The sequence below is a fragment of the Ectopseudomonas khazarica genome (assembly GCF_004521985.1).
Taxonomy (GTDB): Bacteria; Pseudomonadota; Gammaproteobacteria; order Pseudomonadales; family Pseudomonadaceae; genus Aquipseudomonas; species Aquipseudomonas khazarica.
In genome coordinates, this window is sequence record NZ_SBHZ01000008.1 from 136,239 (window position 1) to 150,970 (window position 14,732).

The window sequence follows — 14,732 nt, forward strand, 5'->3', positions numbered from 1 at the left end:
ACGCCCATCCCGGGCCAGCGCCGTGACGGCTAATGTTCGCTGCACATCATCCCATGGAGAGCAACATGAGCAAGCGTGCCCTGATTCTGATCGACATCCAGAACGACTACTTCAACGGCGGCAAGTGGACGCTGCACGGCATGGACGCGGCTGCGGGCAACGCGGCGCGCATCCTCGAGGCGGCGCGCCAGGCCGGCGACCTGGTGATCCACGTCCGCCACGAGTTCCAGAGCGCCGACGCGCCCTTCTTCACCCCGGCCTCGGACGGCGCGCGCATCCACTCCAGCGTGCAGCCGCTGGCCGGCGAAGCCGTGGTGCTCAAGCACCGCGTGAATGCCTTCCTCGACACCGAGCTCAAGGCCCTGCTCGATCAGGCCGCGATCGAACAGGTCACCCTGGTGGGCGCCATGAGCCATATGTGCATCGATGCCGCGGCGCGCGCCAGCAGCGACTTCGGCTACGCCACCTGTGTGGTGCACGACGCCTGCGCGACACGCGAGCAGACGTTCGAGGGGCAATCGATCGGCGCCGCCGAGGTGCATGCCGCCTACATGGCCGCGCTGGCCTTCGCCTATGCCCAGGTGCTGTCGACCGAGCAGTACCTGGCGGGCTGATCAGCTGCCGAAGCGCTGCAGCTGCATTTCATGCAGCCGGCTGCGGGTGCGCTGGAACGCGAAGTCGAGGTAGCCCTGGGTGTACAGCTCATCCAGCGCCACCTCGGCATCGATGTACAGCGCCACGCGGCGGTCGTAGCACTCGTCGACCAGGGCGATGAAGCGCCGTACCGCATCGTCGTTGCGCGCCAGTGCCGGCAGTTGCCGGTCGCCGGCGTCGACGCGCTCGGCGCCGTCCTCGGTACCCCGGGCAATGCGCCCCTCACGTGGCGGCCCGCCCAGGCGCGGCACCTCGCTGAGAAAGATCGCCGTGTGTCCCTGGCACAGTTCGATGAAGTCGGCGGCGGCCAGCGGCTGCTCGCACAGTTCGCTGAAACGGCACCACAGCAGCGCCGGGCTGTGGCCCAGCGTCGCGATGCAGCGGTGCGTCAGCTGCAGCGGCCCTTGCACCACCTCCTGTCCCGCGCTCAAGCGGGCGAAGGCCTCGGCCAGCGCCTGCGGCTGCCGCACCCAATAGCGCTGCGCGATCACACCGGGGTGCAGGCGATGGTCCTCGTCGCCATCCACCGCCACCACCTGCATGTGCTGCTCGAGTGCGGCGATGGCAGGCAGGAAGCGCTCGCGGTTGTAGCCCCCCTCGTACAGGCGCTCGGGGGACTGGTTGGAGGTGGTCACCAGCACCACGCCCTGCTCCACCACCAGGCTGAGCAGGCGGCCGAGCAGCATGGCGTCGCCGATGTCGCTGACGAACAGCTCGTCGAAGCATAGCACGCGCACCTCGCGCCCCAGCTCCTCGGCCAGCAGGCGCAACGGGTCGGCATTGCCGGTGAGCTGGAACTGGCGGCGGTGTACCCACTGCATGAAATGATGGAAGTGCTGGCGCCGCGCCGGCACCCGCAAGCTGTTGTAGAAGCTGTCCATCAGCCAGGTCTTGCCGCGTCCGACCGGGCCCCAGAGGTAGACGCCCGCTGGCTGCTCGCCACGCTGCAGGGCGACGTGGCAATGCTGCAGCGCGAGGACCGCACGCTGTTGCGCGACATCGGCGACGAAACCGCTGGCCAGCGCCCGCTCGTACGCGGCCTGGGGCGAGTCCGCCGGGGCCTGCTCGATGACGGTCAACGCAGCACCAGCCGACCGTCGTCCAGCTGCCGCGGCCAGTCGCGACGCGTGAACACCTGCCCCTGCTCGCGCACGCGGCGCACCTCGTCCAGGTCCAGCTCGCAGATCAGCCAGTGGCTGCGCTCAGGGCACAGCTCATCGCTCTCGGCCACGATGCCGCTGGGCGGCATGCCGTAGTCCGAAGGCACGTACAGCGAGGCGCGGCCGTAGCCTTCGTCCAGCGACGGCGACCAGGGCGCCAGGCCGACGGTGGGTGAATGCAGCACGGCGATCTGGTTCTCCAGGGCGCGGGCCTGGGCGCCGATGCGCACGCGGTGGAAGCCGGCGACCGTATCGGTGCAGCTCGGCGCCAGGATCAGGTCCACGCCGGCCTCGGCCAGGGTATGCGCCAGCAGCGGGAATTCGTTGTCGTAGCAGATCAGGATGCCCAGCTTGCCCAGCGCCGTGTCGAACACCTTGAGGCCATTGCCGGCAGCGATGTGCCAGTGCTCGACTTCGAAGCGGGTCATGATCAGCTTGTCCTGAGAGCCCAGGTTGCCCTGCGGGCCGAACAACCAGGCCCGGTTGCGATAGACGCCATCATCGTCCAGCACCGCCACCGAGCCCGGCATCAGATGGACGTTCAGGCGTCGCGCCAGCTGCTCGCACAGCGCCAGCCAGCGCGGCAGCAACGGCTGGATGCCGGCGATGGAGCCGTGCAGGTCACCACGCGCGGCCTCAGGCAACAGGCCGGTCAGCACCAGCCCGGCGTACTCGGGCAGCAGCAGCAGGTCGGCGCCCTGCCCGGCAGCCTCCTCGCAGAGTGCGGTGAGGTGGTCGGCATAGGCCTCCCAGCTCGGCAACAGGTCGATGTGGTACTGACAGGCGGCAACCTTGATCATGCAACAAGCTCCTTGAGCCAGAACGACATGGGCTTGGCCGATTCCTCGGTCTCGTCCAGGTCGCACCAGTGGTATTCGGTATGCAGTTCCGGGTGGTGGCGATAGCCACGGCGCTTCCAGAATTCGTCCAGCGGCTGATAACCCTCGGGGCGCCGCGGGTGGTCGACCGCTCGCTGCACCGCGCAGAAGGTACACCAGTCGATATGCCCCAGGCGCCGCGCATGGGCCTCGCGCTCGGCGAAGAAACGCACGCCCAGGCCGCGCCCGCGCCAGGCCGGCAACAGCACTGACTCGGCGCAGTAGAACAGGCGTGCCGGGTCCCAGCCGCCGGCGATGAAGGGGCGCTGAAAGGCTTCGCTCTCGTCGACCAGCGGCAGCCCCGTGGACGCCCCCACCACCCGTCCCGCGTCGCGCACCAGCACGCACAGGCTGCCCGCGCTGCGCACATAGGTGTCGAGGTACTCGGCCTCGTAGTCGAGGCTGCCGTCGTAGAGGTAGGGAAAATCGCGGAAGACCGTGATGCGCAGGCGCGCCAGGTCTTCGATGTGGGGGGCTATCTGCGGCCCCTGGAGCAATTCGATGTCCATCGGCAGTCGTTCGCCAGCAGCAGGATGACGCCGGCGGCTATGCCGACGAGAAGGGGCGAACTTATCATGCGAGCCGACAAACCACTAACCACGCTACGAAAGGAACTTAGCCATGACCGCCACCGAACTGGTGCAGGCCTACTACGACGCGTTCAACGCCGGGAACATGCCCGCCTTCCTCGACCTGCTGGCCGACGACGTGGTGCACGACATCAACCAGGGTGAGCGCCAGGTCGGCAAGGCCACCTTCGCCGCCTTCATGGACAAGATGAACCGCTGCTACCGCGAGCGCCTGAGCGACATCGTGATCATGCAGAACGCCGGCGGCGACCGCGCTGCAGCCGAATTCGTGGTCCACGGCGAATACCTGGCCGACGACGAAGGCCTGCCGCCGGCGAGTGGCCAGACCTACGTGCTGCCGGCCGGCGCCTTCTTCGAGATCAGGGCCGGCAAGGTCGCGCGCATCAGCAACTACTACAACCTGGGCGACTGGGTCGCGCAGGTGGGTTGAGCGCCGCGTGCCGGGCGTTCAGCAGTCGAAACCGTGCTCCTCGCGGTAGTACGCCGCCTGCTCGGCGGGCATCTGCTTGAACAGTGCACAGACCGTGAAGCTGCCCACCTGGCGGCCGTTGCGCAGGTAGCCCCAGTCGGTGATCTGCTCGCGGCTGAAGCGCAGCTGCTGCCCCCAGGTCACGCTCTTGACCACACGGGGCTCGTTGGCCACCTCGCCGACGAAGCCCTGATCGAGCACACGAAAGTGCGTGATCCAGAACGTCTCGATGCCATGTTCGTCCTCGACCATGACCTGCACCCGGAACCCCTGGGTGCCGGCAGGGGGCGCGGCGGCCAGTTGCAGGAAGTCATCCAGGGTACGCTGCGCCTCGCGCACCGCGGCGGCAATGGCCGCATCCTGGCGATCGGCGGTGACCACCTCGTTGGTGTCACGTGCCTGGACGCCCAGAGCGGCCAGACTCAGCGCGCACAACGCAGAAACCAGTTGGATACGCATGCGGATTCCCTCCCTGCCAGTTGCCTGTTCTATTCGCTGAACGCCGCCATTGCCTCGTCCGGGCAACGCGCCGTCTCATCCACCAGTTGCCATTTCACCCAGCGCTCCAGGCGGCTGTACCAGGCCATGTCGCTGGTATCCAGCCACTGACGGGCCTCCTCGCTGCCGTTGCTGGCCGCGCGCTCCAGCCACAGCCGCCGTTGCACCTGGTTGACGCGGGTGCCACGCCCGTAGCTGTAGGCATCGCTGAGGCTCATCTGCGCGTCGGCATGGTCCCTCTCGGCCGCCTGGCAGGTCCAGTACAGCGCCTTGTCGTCGGCCAGGCTGAAGTGCATGCCCAGCTCGTCGTCGCTGGCCATGTCCTGAACGCCCGAGGCGTCGTTCCCGTAGAGCCATCCCAGCAGGTACATGGCTTTGACGTCGCCCTGCTGCGCGGCCTGTTCCAGCCAGGACATGACCCTGACCCGCTCAGCGCTATCGCCAGGATTCTCGATGTAGTCGAACGCCAGCTCGATCTGCGCATGCACCAGCCCCTGCTCGGCTGCCATGTTCATCCAGCGCACCCGCTCAGCGCCAGGATCGTCCAGCAGATGGTCGCGGTACAGCAAGGCGAGTTCGAATGCCGCGCGGGTGACGCCTTGCTCCGCCGCACTGGCATACCAGAGCCGACTCTGCTCGTACTCCTGCTGCGTATAGAACAGGAAGCCGACGCTGAACTGGGCACAGGCGTCGCCATCGATGGCCAGCTCCAACTGCGAGCCAAACTGTGATCGGTCGGTGTTCAGCGAGCACTCCACCACAGCCGCCTGGCAGGTGGAAGCGAACAGCGCCAGGAGGCAGGCGAACAGGCTGCGCCGGGCAATGAGCCTTGCAGGCATGAGGGTCATCCTTGATCTGAAGTCGTGTGTCGTCTGCGCACGAATGCCGGCCAGCAAAGCACCGTGCTCCGGGCATGGCAAGCCTTTGGCGGGGTTGCAGGCCCGATAGTGGCACAAACTGTGATCACCTTCATGCCCCTGCCGCCCCTCCGTCCACCGCCGCCCTTTGCGGGTGAACCCGCGTTTTTCCATCACTTAATACAACGTTAAGCCAGGCTCCACACAATCGCTCCCAGGTTCATCAGCGAGGTTCCACACATGGAACTACCTTGGGCGCATCATGATCGTCCCGTTGCCCGCATCGGTCGTGGCGACAGTTACGAACTTCACCTGGCTTCTCCCGACAGCGCCCGCCGTGCGGCGCTGGAGCAGTTCATCCGCCAGCGCTTCGAAGTGCAGTACGACGCACATATCCGGCACTTCATGCCCTGCCTGTTCGGCCTGGAAAACCAGGCCGGGCAACTGCTCGGCGCCGTCGGCGTGCGCAGCGGCAGCAGCGGCCCGCTGTTTCTCGAACGCTACCTGGACGAACCGATCCAGCACGCCATCGGCGCCCGCCTGGGCCACGCCCAGCCTGGCCGCGGCGAGGTCGTGGAGGTGGGCAACCTGGCTGCCGACAGCCCGGGTGCCGCGCGTCTGCTGATCGTCGCCCTGACCGACCTGCTGGTGGCCCTGGGGTTTCGCTGGGTCACCTTCACCGGCACACCGACACTGCTCAACAGCTTTCAGCGCCTGGGGCTGACCCCCATCGCGCTGGGCGAGGCCGATCCGGCGCGCATGGGCGAGGAACTGGCCGACTGGGGCCGTTACTACGACAACCGCCCGCTGGTCATGGCCGGCGACATCCATGGCGGTCATCAGCGTCTGCTGCAACTGGGCGCCTATCCGCGCCTCGGCCACCAACCGCTCTATGCCCTGGAGGACATGCCCGATGTGGTCTGCAGCTGAATCCCTGTTCGCGCGCATGGCCACCTTCGGCCCGCGCACCGCGCTGGTCGAGGATGGCCACGAGCTGACCTACGACGGCCTGCTGGCAGCCGTGGCCAGCCGCAGCCGGCACCTGCGCGAGCTGGGTGCACAGCGCGTGGCCCTGGCCCTGGACAACGGCATCGACTGGGTGCTGTGGGACCTGGCAACGCTGCATGCCGGCCTGGTCTGCGTACCGCTGCCGGCGTTCTTTTCCGCCGACCAGCAGCGCCACGTGCTGGACAGCGCCGGCATCGACCTGCTGATCGGCGCCGGTGCGCCCGGTTTCGCCAGCGTGGAGGGTGACATCCATCGCCGCAGCGTGGCGCACGCGGCCGAGCTGCACCCCGGCACCTGCAAGATCACCTACACCTCCGGCACCACCGGCCAGCCCAAGGGCGTGTGCCTGGACCTGGCCACGCAACTGGCGGTGGCCGGCAGCCTGGTCGAGGCCAGCGCCAGCCGTGACGTGCAGCGGCACCTGTGCATCCTGCCGCTGGCCACCCTGCTGGAGAATATCGCCGGCGTCTATGCGCCGCTGCTGGCCGGCGCCCGGGTGGAACTGATGCCCATGGCGCGGATCGGCCTGAGCGGCGCCAGCGGCTTCGACCTGGCGCGTTTTCTCCAGGCGCTGCAGGCGGCCCAGCCGAACAGCCTGATCCTGCTGCCGCAGCTGTTGCTGGCGCTGGTCAGCGCGGCCGAGCGCAGGCTGCCGGTGCCGGGCTCGCTGCGCTTCGTCGCGGTCGGTGGCGGCCGGGTCTCCGCGCAGCTGCTGGAACGTGCCGACGCGCTGGAGCTGCCGATCTTCGAGGGCTACGGCCTGTCCGAGTGCGCCTCGGTGGTCTGCCTCAATACCCCGCAAGCGCGCCGTATCGGCAGCACCGGCAAACCGCTCGGGCACCTGCAGGTCAGGCTGGCAGACGACGGCGAGGTGCTGGTGAAGGGCGCACGCATGCTCGGTTACCTCGGCGAGCCGGCGCCGCAAGGCGAATGGCTGGGCAGTGGTGACCTCGGCCATTTCGAGCAGGGTTTCCTGGTGCTGCACGGGCGCAAGAAGCATCAGTTCATCACCGCTTACGGGCGCAACGTCAACCCGGAGTGGGTCGAATCCGAGCTGGTCCAGCAACTGCCCATTGCCCAGGCCTGGCTGCATGGCGAGGCGCTGCCGGCGAACGTCGCCGTGCTGGTGCCACGCTTTGCCAACACCCCCGACGCGCAGTTGCAGGCGGCCGTGGACGCGGTCAACCAGGACCTGCCGGACTATGCCCGCGTGCACCACTGGCTGCGCGCCGATACGCCGTTCAGCGCGAGCAACGACCTGGCCACGGCCAACGGCCGCCTGCGCCGCCCTGCCCTGTTCAACCATTACCAAGCCGCCATCGCCCAACTGATGGCCGAAGGAGTACACGCATGAGTTTCTACGAATCCCTGCTGGCCCAGACCCAGGCCGAACGCGACTATCTGCTCGGCGCACCGATCATCCAGCAGGCGATGACCGGCCAGGTCGCGCTGCACAGCTACATCGCCTTCCTCACCGAGGCCTACCACCACGTCAAGCACACCGTGCCGCTGCTGATGGCCTGCGGCGCGCGCCTGCCGGAGCGTCTGGAGTGGCTGCGCGAGGCCATCGCCGAGTACATCGAGGAGGAGTACGGCCACCAGGAGTGGGTACTCAACGACATCGCCGCCTGCGGCGCCGATCAGGAAGCGGTGCGCAACGGCACCCCGCGCCTGCCCACCGAACTGATGGTGGCCTATGTCTACGACCGCATCGCCCGACACAACCCGGTGAGTTTCTTCGGCATGGTCAACGTCCTCGAAGGCACCAGCATCGCCCTGGCCACCCAGGCGGCCGGCATCATCCAGGACAAGCTGCAACTGCCGAACAAGGCGTTCAGCTACCTCAACTCCCACGGCAGCCTGGACCTGGAGCACATCGAGTTCTTCAAGAAGCTGATGAACCGCCTGGACAACGACGACGACAACGCCGCCGTGGTGCACACCGCCAAGGTGGTCTACCGCCTGTACGGCGACATGTTCCGCAGCCTGCCGCTGTCCACGGAGGAGTGACGCCATGCAACCAACGGACTGCCGCGCCCTGCTCACCGGCGCCAGTGGTGGCATCGGCCAGGCCCTGGCCGAACGCCTGGCCAGCGAGGGTGCCCACCTGCTGCTGGCCGGCCGCCGCCTGGAGCCGCTGGAGCCGCTGCTCAAGCGTTTTCCGCAACAGATCCAGCTGGTCCAGGCCGACATCGGCACACGGGCCGGGCGGGATGCGCTGGTCGCCGCGGCGCAGAACTTCGGCGGGCTCAACTGCCTGATCAACGCGGCCGGGGTCAATCGCTTCGGCCTGCTCGACCAGCAGGACGAGCAGCAGATCGCCGAGCTGATCGGTCTCAACGTCACCGCCACGCTGCAGCTGACCCAGCGCCTGCTGCCACTGCTGCGGGCACAGCGCCGGGCCCTGCTGATCAACGTCGGCTCCACCTTCGGCACCATCGGCTACCCGGGCTTCGCCGCTTACTGCGCCAGCAAGTTCGCCCTGCGCGGTTTCTCCGAAGCACTGCGCCGCGAACTGGCCGACACCAACGTCGGCGTCCTCTACTTCGCGCCACGGGCCACCCGCACGCCGATGAACGCGCCCAGCGTGGTGGCGATGAACGACGAGCTGGGGGTGGCCATGGACGACCCCGAGCAGGTCGCCGGCGAACTGCTCCAGGCCATTCGCCACGAGCAGGAAGAACGCTACCTGGGTTGGCCCGAGCGCCTGTTCGTGCGCCTCAACGGCCTGCTGCCGCGGGTGGTCGACCAGGCCCTGCGCAAGCAGTTGCCGATCATTCAACGCTTCGCCCGTCACAAGCACTGAGGAGATTGCCCCGTGAACGCATTTCGCATCCTGATCATCGCCGCGCTCGGCTGTGCCGCCCTGCCCGCCTTCGCCCTGAGCGAGGGCGGCCAGACCCAGCTGCACCAGTTGCAGACGCGCTGGGCCGAGATCAACTACCAGTTGCCGGAGAAGCAGCGCGAAGAAGCCTTCGGCAAGCTGGTCACGCAGGCCGACGCGGCCCTGGCCGGCGAACCCAAGGCGCCGGAGCTGCTGATCTGGCGCGGCATCATCCTCAGCACCCAGGCTGGAGCCAAGGGTGGCCTCGGCGCGCTGAGCCTGGTCAAGCAAGCCAAGTCCAGCCTGGAGCAAGCCCTGGCGATCGACCCGCAGGCGCTGGCCGGCTCGGCCTACACCAGCCTCGGCAGCCTGTACTACCAGGTGCCCGGCTGGCCGATCGGTTTCGGTGACGACGACGAAGCCGAGAAGCTGCTCAAGCAGGCCCTGGCGATCAACCCCGACGGCATCGACCCGAACTACTTCTACGCTGACTACCTGCAGCGCAAGAAGCGCTACGCAGAAGCCCGTGGCGCGCTGCAGAAAGCCCTGGCCGCCAAGGACCGTCCAGGCCGCGAACTGGCTGACAAGGGACGCCGCGCGGAAGCCCAGGCGCTTTTGCAGCAGGTCGAGGGTAAACTCAAGTAATTCATCTGCAGGAGCTGCCATGCGCATTCTTCTCGTCGAAGACGACCCGGCCCTGGGCGAAGGCATTCGTACCGCGCTGAAACCCGAGGGTTACACCGTGGACTGGCTGCAGGACGGCGCCAGCGCCCTGCACGCCCTGAGCCACGAAAGCTTCGAACTGGTCATCCTCGACCTCGGTCTGCCGCGCATGGACGGCCTGCAGGTGCTCAAGCACCTGCGGGCCGCCGCCAACCCGGTGCCGGTGCTGATCCTCACCGCCCGCGATGCCACCGGCGACCGCATCGCCGGGCTCGATGCCGGCGCCGACGATTACCTGGTCAAGCCATTCGACGTGGCCGAACTCAAGGCGCGCCTGCGGGCCTTGTTGCGGCGCAGTTTCCAGCGCCCGCAACCGGCACTGGAATACCGCGGCGTGCGCCTCGACCCGGCCAGCCAGATGGTCGAGTACCAGGGCCAGACCGTGAACCTGCCGCGCAAGGAATTCCTCCTGCTCCACGAACTGCTGATCCAGCCCGGCCGCGTGCTGACCCGCGACAAGCTGCAGCAGGCGCTGTATGGCTGGGACGAGGAAGTGGAAAGCAACGCCCTGGAAGTGCACGTGCACCACCTGCGCAAGAAGTTCTTCCCGGAGCTGATCCGCACCGTGCGTGGCGTCGGTTATCTGGTGGACAAATGAGGGTGCTGAAGACCTTCGGCTCCATCCGCACCCGCCTGCTGGTTCTGTTGCTGCTGATGCTCGCCGCCAGCTTCGGTCTGATCAGCCACAAGATCTACAACGACTCCGTGCACGAGGTGCGCGAGCTGTTCGACGCCCAGCTGTCGCAGACCGCGCGCCTGCTGATGGGGCTGGTACGTCATGACCTCGACGAGAGCGGGCGCCGCGAGATGCAGACGGTGCTCGACGAGGCGCTGCTGCTGCACAGCGCGCGCAACCCGGAGAACCTGCTCGGTCACGAATACGAAGGCAAGCTGGCCTTCCAGATGCTCGACGACGATGGCGAGCTGCTGTTCCAGTCCGCCAGCGCCCCGCCGGGGTTGCTCAACGACATGATCGAGCAGCTCGGCCTGGCCCTGCCCGATGGCGAACAGCCGATGCGCGAGCGCCTGGCGCAGCTGGCCCGCTACCTGATCGGCTACCACACGCTGAACATCGGCGAGCATCGCTGGCGGGTATTCGTCCTGCATGACAGCCGCGACTACCACTGGGTACTGGCCGGCGAACGCGAGGATGTGCGCGGCGAGCTGATCGGCAAGATCGCCCAGCGCAGCCTGCAGCCGTTGCTGATCGGCCTGCCGCTGGTCGGGCTGTTGCTGTGGCTGGCGGTCGGCTGGGGCCTCAGCCCCCTGCAGCGCATGGCCGACGCCATTCGTGGCCGGGCACCGGACAACCTGTCGCCGCTGGTCTTCCCGCCGCTGCCCAACGAACTGGAACCGATGGCCGCCGCGCTCAACCGCCTGCTGCTGCAGGTCAACCAGTTGCTGGAGCAGGAAAAACGCTTCATCGCCGATGCCGCGCACGAACTGCGCACGCCACTGGCGGTGCTGCGCATCCACGCGCAGAACGCCCTGGAAGCGCCGGATGCCGCTGACCGCGACGAAGCCCTGCGCCAGCTGGGCGGCGGTGTCGACCGCGCCACCCGCGTGGTGGCCCAGTTGCTGACCCTGGCGCGCCTCGACCCCAACAGCGTGCGCCTGAGCATGGGCAAGACGGACCTGCTGGCCTTCCTGCGCAGCGAACTGGCCGAGCTCACCCCGCTGGCCCTGAACCGCCAGCAGGACCTGGTCCTGGAGGCCGACGATCAGGGCGACTACGACCTCGTCGCCGACGCGCCAAGCCTGGGTATTCTGCTGCAGAACCTGGTGAGCAACGCAGTGCAGTACACACCCGCCGGTGGCTGCATCCAGGTCCAGTTGCTGGCCAGCGCGCAGGCGCTGGTGCTGCAGGTGCAGGACAGCGGCCCCGGGGTACCGGCGGAACTGCGCGAGCGCCTGTTCGAACGCTTCTTTCGTCTTGGCGACGGCCAGGGTGCAGGGCTGGGGCTGTCCATCGTACGCCGGGTGGTGGAGTTGCATCAGGGCAGCATCAGCCTGGAAGACTCGCCGCTCGGTGGCTTGCAGGTCAGCGTACGCCTGCCTCGACGCCTGGTCTGAGGCGCCGGTTGCCCGCTGAAGTGGCGGGCAATCGCTCAGGCATAGCCATTGATAATTGCCAGCATAGAAACAATCCAGTTTCTCAATGAGACTGCCACACCGATCATGGCCGCCTGTTCGCCTCATCACCCAGGAGCCCCAGACATGAGCCTGATCAAACGTTTCCTGCAGTCGTCCCGTCCTGCCCGGCAAACCGCCGACACATCCACGGAAGCGCATCCGAACTTCTGGATGTATCTCTGATTCAGCTGCCCGCGCCCACCACCCGCAACGGCACCTGCCGCCCGGCCTTCTGCGCTAGGTAGCGGGTGCAGCTGACGCGCAGGAACGAGGCGAAGTTGACCACCTCGCCACGCAGGTCCATGACCTCTTCGTAGAGCTTGGTGATCAGCTGGTTGGTGGTCATGCCATCGACTTCGGCGATTTCACGCAGGATGTCCCAGAACTGGTTCTCCAGGCGCAAGGTGGTGACCACGCCACGAATGCGCAGCGAGCGTGAGCGCGACTCGTAGAGAATCGGATCGGCCTTCACATAGAGTTCGCACATCGGCGCTGTCTCCTCTCGGGCGTTGCGGCCCGGATGCGTTCGGGGAATGGCGCCATGATGCACCCCGAATCCGCTCCGGGCCACGTTTCGCTACAGACGGATTTCCGTCCCCAGCACCTTGAGAAACGCCGCCAGCCAGGCCGGATGCGCAGGCCAGGCCGGCGCCGTGACCAGCTTGCCCTGCACGTGCGCCTGGTCCACCGGAATATCCACGTAGGTACCGCCAGACAGCCCCACCTCCGGCGCACAGGCCGGGTAGGCGCTGCACTCGCGTCCTTCCAGCACACCGGCGGCCGCCAGCAGTTGCGGGCCGTGGCAAACCGCAGCGATGGGCTTGTCCGCGCTGGCGAACGCCTTGACCAGGGCGACGACGTCCGCATTCAGTCGCAGGTATTCGGGCGCACGGCCACCGGGCACCAGCAGCGCGTCGTAATCCTCGGCGCGGACCTTGTCGAAGTCATGGTTCAGGGCAAAGTTGTGCCCGGGCTTCTCGCTGTAGGTCTGGTCGCCCTCGAAGTCGTGGATGGCGGTTCGCACCGTCTGCCCCGCGACCTTGCCCGGGCACACCGCATGCACCGTGTGACCGACCATCTGCAGGGCCTGGAACGGCACCATGGTTTCGTAGTCCTCGGCGTAGTCGCCGACCAGCATGAGAATTTTCTTGGCAGCCATGATCGTCTCCTGAAGGTAGGTTGAACGAGGCCATTATTCGCCCCTAAAGCTTCCGACAGGTAACAACCGGGTACTACTCCCCGACGCGATCAGATACCGACCTTGTCCAGCGCTTCGCCGATCGAGCGCCAGAAACCACGTTGTGGTCGCTCCGGCTCCTGGTGGCTGGCGGCGATGCGGGCCATCGGCTGCACCAGGCGGGTCGCCCCGAGTTCGCGCTGCGCCAGCTCGGCCGAAACCAGTTGCAAGGGACCATCGCCGCCACTCTGCAGCGCCCCGCCCTGCGGCGGCGGGCCGTCCTCGTCGTAACGCAGGTAGTAGGTGCCGCCGACGGCAGCATCCAGGGTGAAGCCGGAGATCAGGGTGAAATCCAGCGGGCCGTCGGCCAGCAAGGTCCAGAAGCTGCCCGCCAGTGGCCGGCGCATTTCCAGCTTGTAGTTGGCCGCCTCGAATTCGAATGCCAGGTAGCCGTTGCTCGGCAGGCTGCCGATCAGCTGGTTGTCGAGAAACAGCCCCGGCGCCTCCAGTTCCTGGTCGGCCCAGTCGTTGCGCGGGCGATAGAGGTAGACCAGGGCGCGATTCTCGTCGCTGAGCACATGCGGCTCGAAGACTTCACCCTCGGTGGCGCCGAAGAAGGCCCCAGGCGTGGAACAGGCGGCAAGCAGGACGATGGGCAGCGACGACAGCAGACGACGCATCGGTCATTCCTTCTGATGATGGTGCGTCGAGCTTAGCCGCAGTGCCTGCCGACGGCACCCGACGAAAGTGCGGCCCGGTACCTCGCCGATGCGCCAGCGGCCGCAAGCACGACGAAAAAGGCCGACATCGAAGTCGGCCCTGGTCCCTGCGGGTGTGGCTCAGAGTGCGTACTGTTGCAGGTTCGCCATCATTTCCTTGAGCGCCTCGACGTTGTCCGCCGGATGCGCGGCGCCGTCGAAATCGCAGATGCGCTGCCACTGCGCGGCGACGTCGTCGGGGCTGAAACCGGCGCGCGGATCGAAACCGACACCCAGGCTGCGCTCCCAGCGCACCTTGCCGATCCAGCCGCCACCGACCTCGTAGAGGCCGCCGGTGTCCTGGCAGGCGGCGCTACCGAGGTACACCACCAGCGGGCTGACCAGTTCGGGCTTGAGCTGCTCGAACACCTGCGGCGGGATCAGCCCTTCGGTCATGCGCGTGGCGCCGGTGGGCGCGATGGCGTTGATCAGGATGTTGTTCTTGCGCCCTTCGATGGCCAGCGTGCGGGTCAGGCCATAGAGGCCGAGCTTGGCCATGCCGTAGTTGCTCTGGCCGAAGTTGCCGTAGATGCCCGAGGTGGACGAGGTGAAGATCACCCGCCCGAAATTCTGCTCGCGCAGGTGCGGCCAGGCGGCACGGGTGGTCTTGTAGGCGCCTTCGACGTGGACCTTGTAGACCAGATCCCAGTCGGCGTCTTCCATCTTGTGGAAGCTCTTGTCGCGCAGGATGCCGGCATTGTTGACCAGCACGTCGATGCGGCCGAAGGTATCCAGCGCGGTCTGCACGATCTTGTCCCCATCGGTGACCGAATCATGGTTGGCTACCGCCGTACCGCCGAAGGCGCGAATCTCTTCCACCACCTTGTCCGCAGCCGACGCGTTGGCCCCTTCGCCGTGGGTGCTGCCGCCCAGATCATTGACCACCACCCGGGCCCCGTGACGGGCGAACAACAGGGCATGGGCACGGCCCAGGCCACCACCGGCACCGGTGACTATGACCACTTGATCTTCGAAACGGATGGCATCGCTCATCGAAAGCTCC

18 protein-coding genes are annotated in these 14,732 nt (G+C 67.1%); 9 read left to right on the top strand and 9 right to left on the bottom strand.

The genetic code is table 11. The annotated features are described in order from the left end of the window. The first annotated feature begins 65 nt into the window (after positions 1-65). Complete coding sequence (locus EPK82_RS12460; protein WP_134676765.1) at positions 66-614, top strand: cysteine hydrolase family protein; 549 nt, start codon at positions 66-68, stop codon at positions 612-614. Here EPK82_RS12460 and zapE read toward each other — a convergent pair whose 3' ends face one another. From zapE to EPK82_RS12475, 3 genes are read right to left on the bottom strand one after another with little or no spacing between them, the layout of a single operon-like run. Continuing rightward, positions 615-1,733 carry a cell division protein ZapE gene (gene zapE, locus EPK82_RS12465; RefSeq protein ID WP_244229954.1) on the bottom strand — a complete coding sequence of 373 codons (1,119 nt, stop codon included), beginning with the start codon at positions 1,731-1,733 and terminating at the stop codon, positions 615-617. It lies immediately after the preceding gene. Then, positions 1,730-2,614: a carbon-nitrogen hydrolase family protein gene (locus tag EPK82_RS12470; protein WP_134676766.1), complete on the bottom strand. Its 885-nt coding sequence runs from the start codon at positions 2,612-2,614 to the stop codon at positions 1,730-1,732. The genes zapE and EPK82_RS12470 overlap by 4 nt, the downstream gene beginning before the upstream one ends. Next, entirely contained in the window at positions 2,611-3,201 is a 591-nt protein-coding gene (locus EPK82_RS12475; RefSeq protein WP_037048089.1) for an acetyltransferase, read from the bottom strand. The genes EPK82_RS12470 and EPK82_RS12475 overlap by 4 nt, the downstream gene beginning before the upstream one ends. Before the next feature lie 112 nt (positions 3,202-3,313). Here EPK82_RS12475 and EPK82_RS12480 point away from each other — a divergent pair, with 112 nt between their 5' ends. Then, on the top strand, positions 3,314-3,712 hold the full coding sequence (locus EPK82_RS12480; protein WP_134676767.1) for a nuclear transport factor 2 family protein: 399 nt from the start codon (positions 3,314-3,316) through the stop codon (positions 3,710-3,712). Between the two features lie 18 nt (positions 3,713-3,730). On the opposite strand, the gene EPK82_RS12485 is transcribed toward EPK82_RS12480, so the two are convergent. Together EPK82_RS12485 and EPK82_RS12490 are read right to left on the bottom strand one after the other, a co-directional pair. Continuing rightward, positions 3,731-4,210, bottom strand: coding sequence for a YegJ family protein (locus tag EPK82_RS12485; RefSeq protein WP_051800529.1), 480 nt, complete (start codon positions 4,208-4,210; stop codon positions 3,731-3,733). Positions 4,211-4,239: 29 nt separating this feature from the next. Continuing rightward, on the bottom strand, positions 4,240-5,088 hold the full coding sequence (locus EPK82_RS12490; protein ID WP_037048094.1) for a tetratricopeptide repeat protein: 849 nt from the start codon (positions 5,086-5,088) through the stop codon (positions 4,240-4,242). A gap of 258 nt (positions 5,089-5,346) precedes the next feature. Between EPK82_RS12490 and EPK82_RS12495 the strand changes: the two genes are divergently transcribed. From EPK82_RS12495 to EPK82_RS12525, 7 genes are read left to right on the top strand one after another with little or no spacing between them, the layout of a single operon-like run. Further along, positions 5,347-6,036 (top strand): thermostable hemolysin, encoded by a 690-nt coding sequence (locus EPK82_RS12495; RefSeq protein ID WP_037048097.1) that lies wholly within the window; start codon positions 5,347-5,349, stop codon positions 6,034-6,036. Further along, the gene (locus EPK82_RS12500; RefSeq protein WP_134676769.1) at positions 6,020-7,468 is read left to right on the top strand and encodes an AMP-binding protein; all 1,449 of its coding nucleotides are present in this window, start codon (positions 6,020-6,022) and stop codon (positions 7,466-7,468) included. The genes EPK82_RS12495 and EPK82_RS12500 overlap by 17 nt, the downstream gene beginning before the upstream one ends. Next, positions 7,465-8,124, top strand: coding sequence for a TenA family transcriptional regulator (locus EPK82_RS12505; RefSeq protein ID WP_134676770.1), 660 nt, complete (start codon positions 7,465-7,467; stop codon positions 8,122-8,124). The genes EPK82_RS12500 and EPK82_RS12505 overlap by 4 nt, the downstream gene beginning before the upstream one ends. Positions 8,125-8,128: 4 nt before the next feature. After that, a complete protein-coding gene (locus EPK82_RS12510) occupies positions 8,129-8,920 on the top strand; it encodes an SDR family oxidoreductase (protein WP_134676771.1) in 792 nt (263 codons plus the stop codon). Between the two features lie 12 nt (positions 8,921-8,932). Next, the gene (locus EPK82_RS12515) at positions 8,933-9,583 is read left to right on the top strand and encodes a tetratricopeptide repeat protein (protein WP_134676772.1); all 651 of its coding nucleotides are present in this window, start codon (positions 8,933-8,935) and stop codon (positions 9,581-9,583) included. A gap of 19 nt (positions 9,584-9,602) precedes the next feature. After that, positions 9,603-10,259, top strand: coding sequence for a response regulator transcription factor (locus EPK82_RS12520; protein WP_037048103.1), 657 nt, complete (start codon positions 9,603-9,605; stop codon positions 10,257-10,259). Beyond that, entirely contained in the window at positions 10,256-11,734 is a 1,479-nt protein-coding gene (locus EPK82_RS12525) for an ATP-binding protein (RefSeq protein WP_134676773.1), read from the top strand. Before EPK82_RS12520 ends, EPK82_RS12525 begins: the two co-directional genes overlap by 4 nt. Before the next feature lie 244 nt (positions 11,735-11,978). On the opposite strand, the gene EPK82_RS12530 is transcribed toward EPK82_RS12525, so the two are convergent. The 4 genes from EPK82_RS12530 to EPK82_RS12545 form a co-directional block, all read right to left on the bottom strand. Next, positions 11,979-12,281 carry a ribbon-helix-helix domain-containing protein gene (locus EPK82_RS12530; RefSeq protein WP_037048108.1) on the bottom strand — a complete coding sequence of 101 codons (303 nt, stop codon included), beginning with the start codon at positions 12,279-12,281 and terminating at the stop codon, positions 11,979-11,981. 90 nt (positions 12,282-12,371) lie between these two features. Continuing rightward, positions 12,372-12,953, bottom strand: coding sequence for a DJ-1/PfpI family protein (locus EPK82_RS12535; RefSeq protein ID WP_047591142.1), 582 nt, complete (start codon positions 12,951-12,953; stop codon positions 12,372-12,374). Positions 12,954-13,042: 89 nt separating this feature from the next. Next, a complete protein-coding gene (locus tag EPK82_RS12540; RefSeq protein WP_134676774.1) occupies positions 13,043-13,651 on the bottom strand; it encodes a DUF2846 domain-containing protein in 609 nt (202 codons plus the stop codon). A 159-nt stretch (positions 13,652-13,810) separates the two neighbouring features. Beyond that, entirely contained in the window at positions 13,811-14,722 is a 912-nt protein-coding gene (locus EPK82_RS12545; protein ID WP_037048115.1) for an SDR family oxidoreductase, read from the bottom strand. Between the last annotated feature and the right edge of the window lie 10 nt (positions 14,723-14,732).

What these genes read in the sequence shown, in the direction of transcription:
- EPK82_RS12460 (WP_134676765.1), top strand. Translation starts at nt 66, where the DNA reads ATGAGCAAGCGTGCCCTGATTCTGATCGACATCCAGAACGACTACTTC.
- EPK82_RS12470 (WP_134676766.1), bottom strand. Translation starts at nt 2,614, where the DNA reads ATGATCAAGGTTGCCGCCTGTCAGTACCACATCGACCTGTTGCCGAGC.
- EPK82_RS12475 (WP_037048089.1), bottom strand. Translation starts at nt 3,201, where the DNA reads ATGGACATCGAATTGCTCCAGGGGCCGCAGATAGCCCCCCACATCGAA.
- EPK82_RS12480 (WP_134676767.1), top strand. Translation starts at nt 3,314, where the DNA reads ATGACCGCCACCGAACTGGTGCAGGCCTACTACGACGCGTTCAACGCC.
- EPK82_RS12485 (WP_051800529.1), bottom strand. Translation starts at nt 4,210, where the DNA reads ATGCGTATCCAACTGGTTTCTGCGTTGTGCGCGCTGAGTCTGGCCGCT.
- EPK82_RS12490 (WP_037048094.1), bottom strand. Translation starts at nt 5,088, where the DNA reads ATGCCTGCAAGGCTCATTGCCCGGCGCAGCCTGTTCGCCTGCCTCCTG.
- EPK82_RS12495 (WP_037048097.1), top strand. Translation starts at nt 5,347, where the DNA reads ATGGAACTACCTTGGGCGCATCATGATCGTCCCGTTGCCCGCATCGGT.
- EPK82_RS12500 (WP_134676769.1), top strand. Translation starts at nt 6,020, where the DNA reads ATGTGGTCTGCAGCTGAATCCCTGTTCGCGCGCATGGCCACCTTCGGC.
- EPK82_RS12505 (WP_134676770.1), top strand. Translation starts at nt 7,465, where the DNA reads ATGAGTTTCTACGAATCCCTGCTGGCCCAGACCCAGGCCGAACGCGAC.
- EPK82_RS12510 (WP_134676771.1), top strand. Translation starts at nt 8,129, where the DNA reads ATGCAACCAACGGACTGCCGCGCCCTGCTCACCGGCGCCAGTGGTGGC.
- EPK82_RS12520 (WP_037048103.1), top strand. Translation starts at nt 9,603, where the DNA reads ATGCGCATTCTTCTCGTCGAAGACGACCCGGCCCTGGGCGAAGGCATT.
- EPK82_RS12525 (WP_134676773.1), top strand. Translation starts at nt 10,256, where the DNA reads ATGAGGGTGCTGAAGACCTTCGGCTCCATCCGCACCCGCCTGCTGGTT.
- EPK82_RS12530 (WP_037048108.1), bottom strand. Translation starts at nt 12,281, where the DNA reads ATGTGCGAACTCTATGTGAAGGCCGATCCGATTCTCTACGAGTCGCGC.
- EPK82_RS12535 (WP_047591142.1), bottom strand. Translation starts at nt 12,953, where the DNA reads ATGGCTGCCAAGAAAATTCTCATGCTGGTCGGCGACTACGCCGAGGAC.
- EPK82_RS12540 (WP_134676774.1), bottom strand. Translation starts at nt 13,651, where the DNA reads ATGCGTCGTCTGCTGTCGTCGCTGCCCATCGTCCTGCTTGCCGCCTGT.
- EPK82_RS12545 (WP_037048115.1), bottom strand. Translation starts at nt 14,722, where the DNA reads ATGAGCGATGCCATCCGTTTCGAAGATCAAGTGGTCATAGTCACCGGT.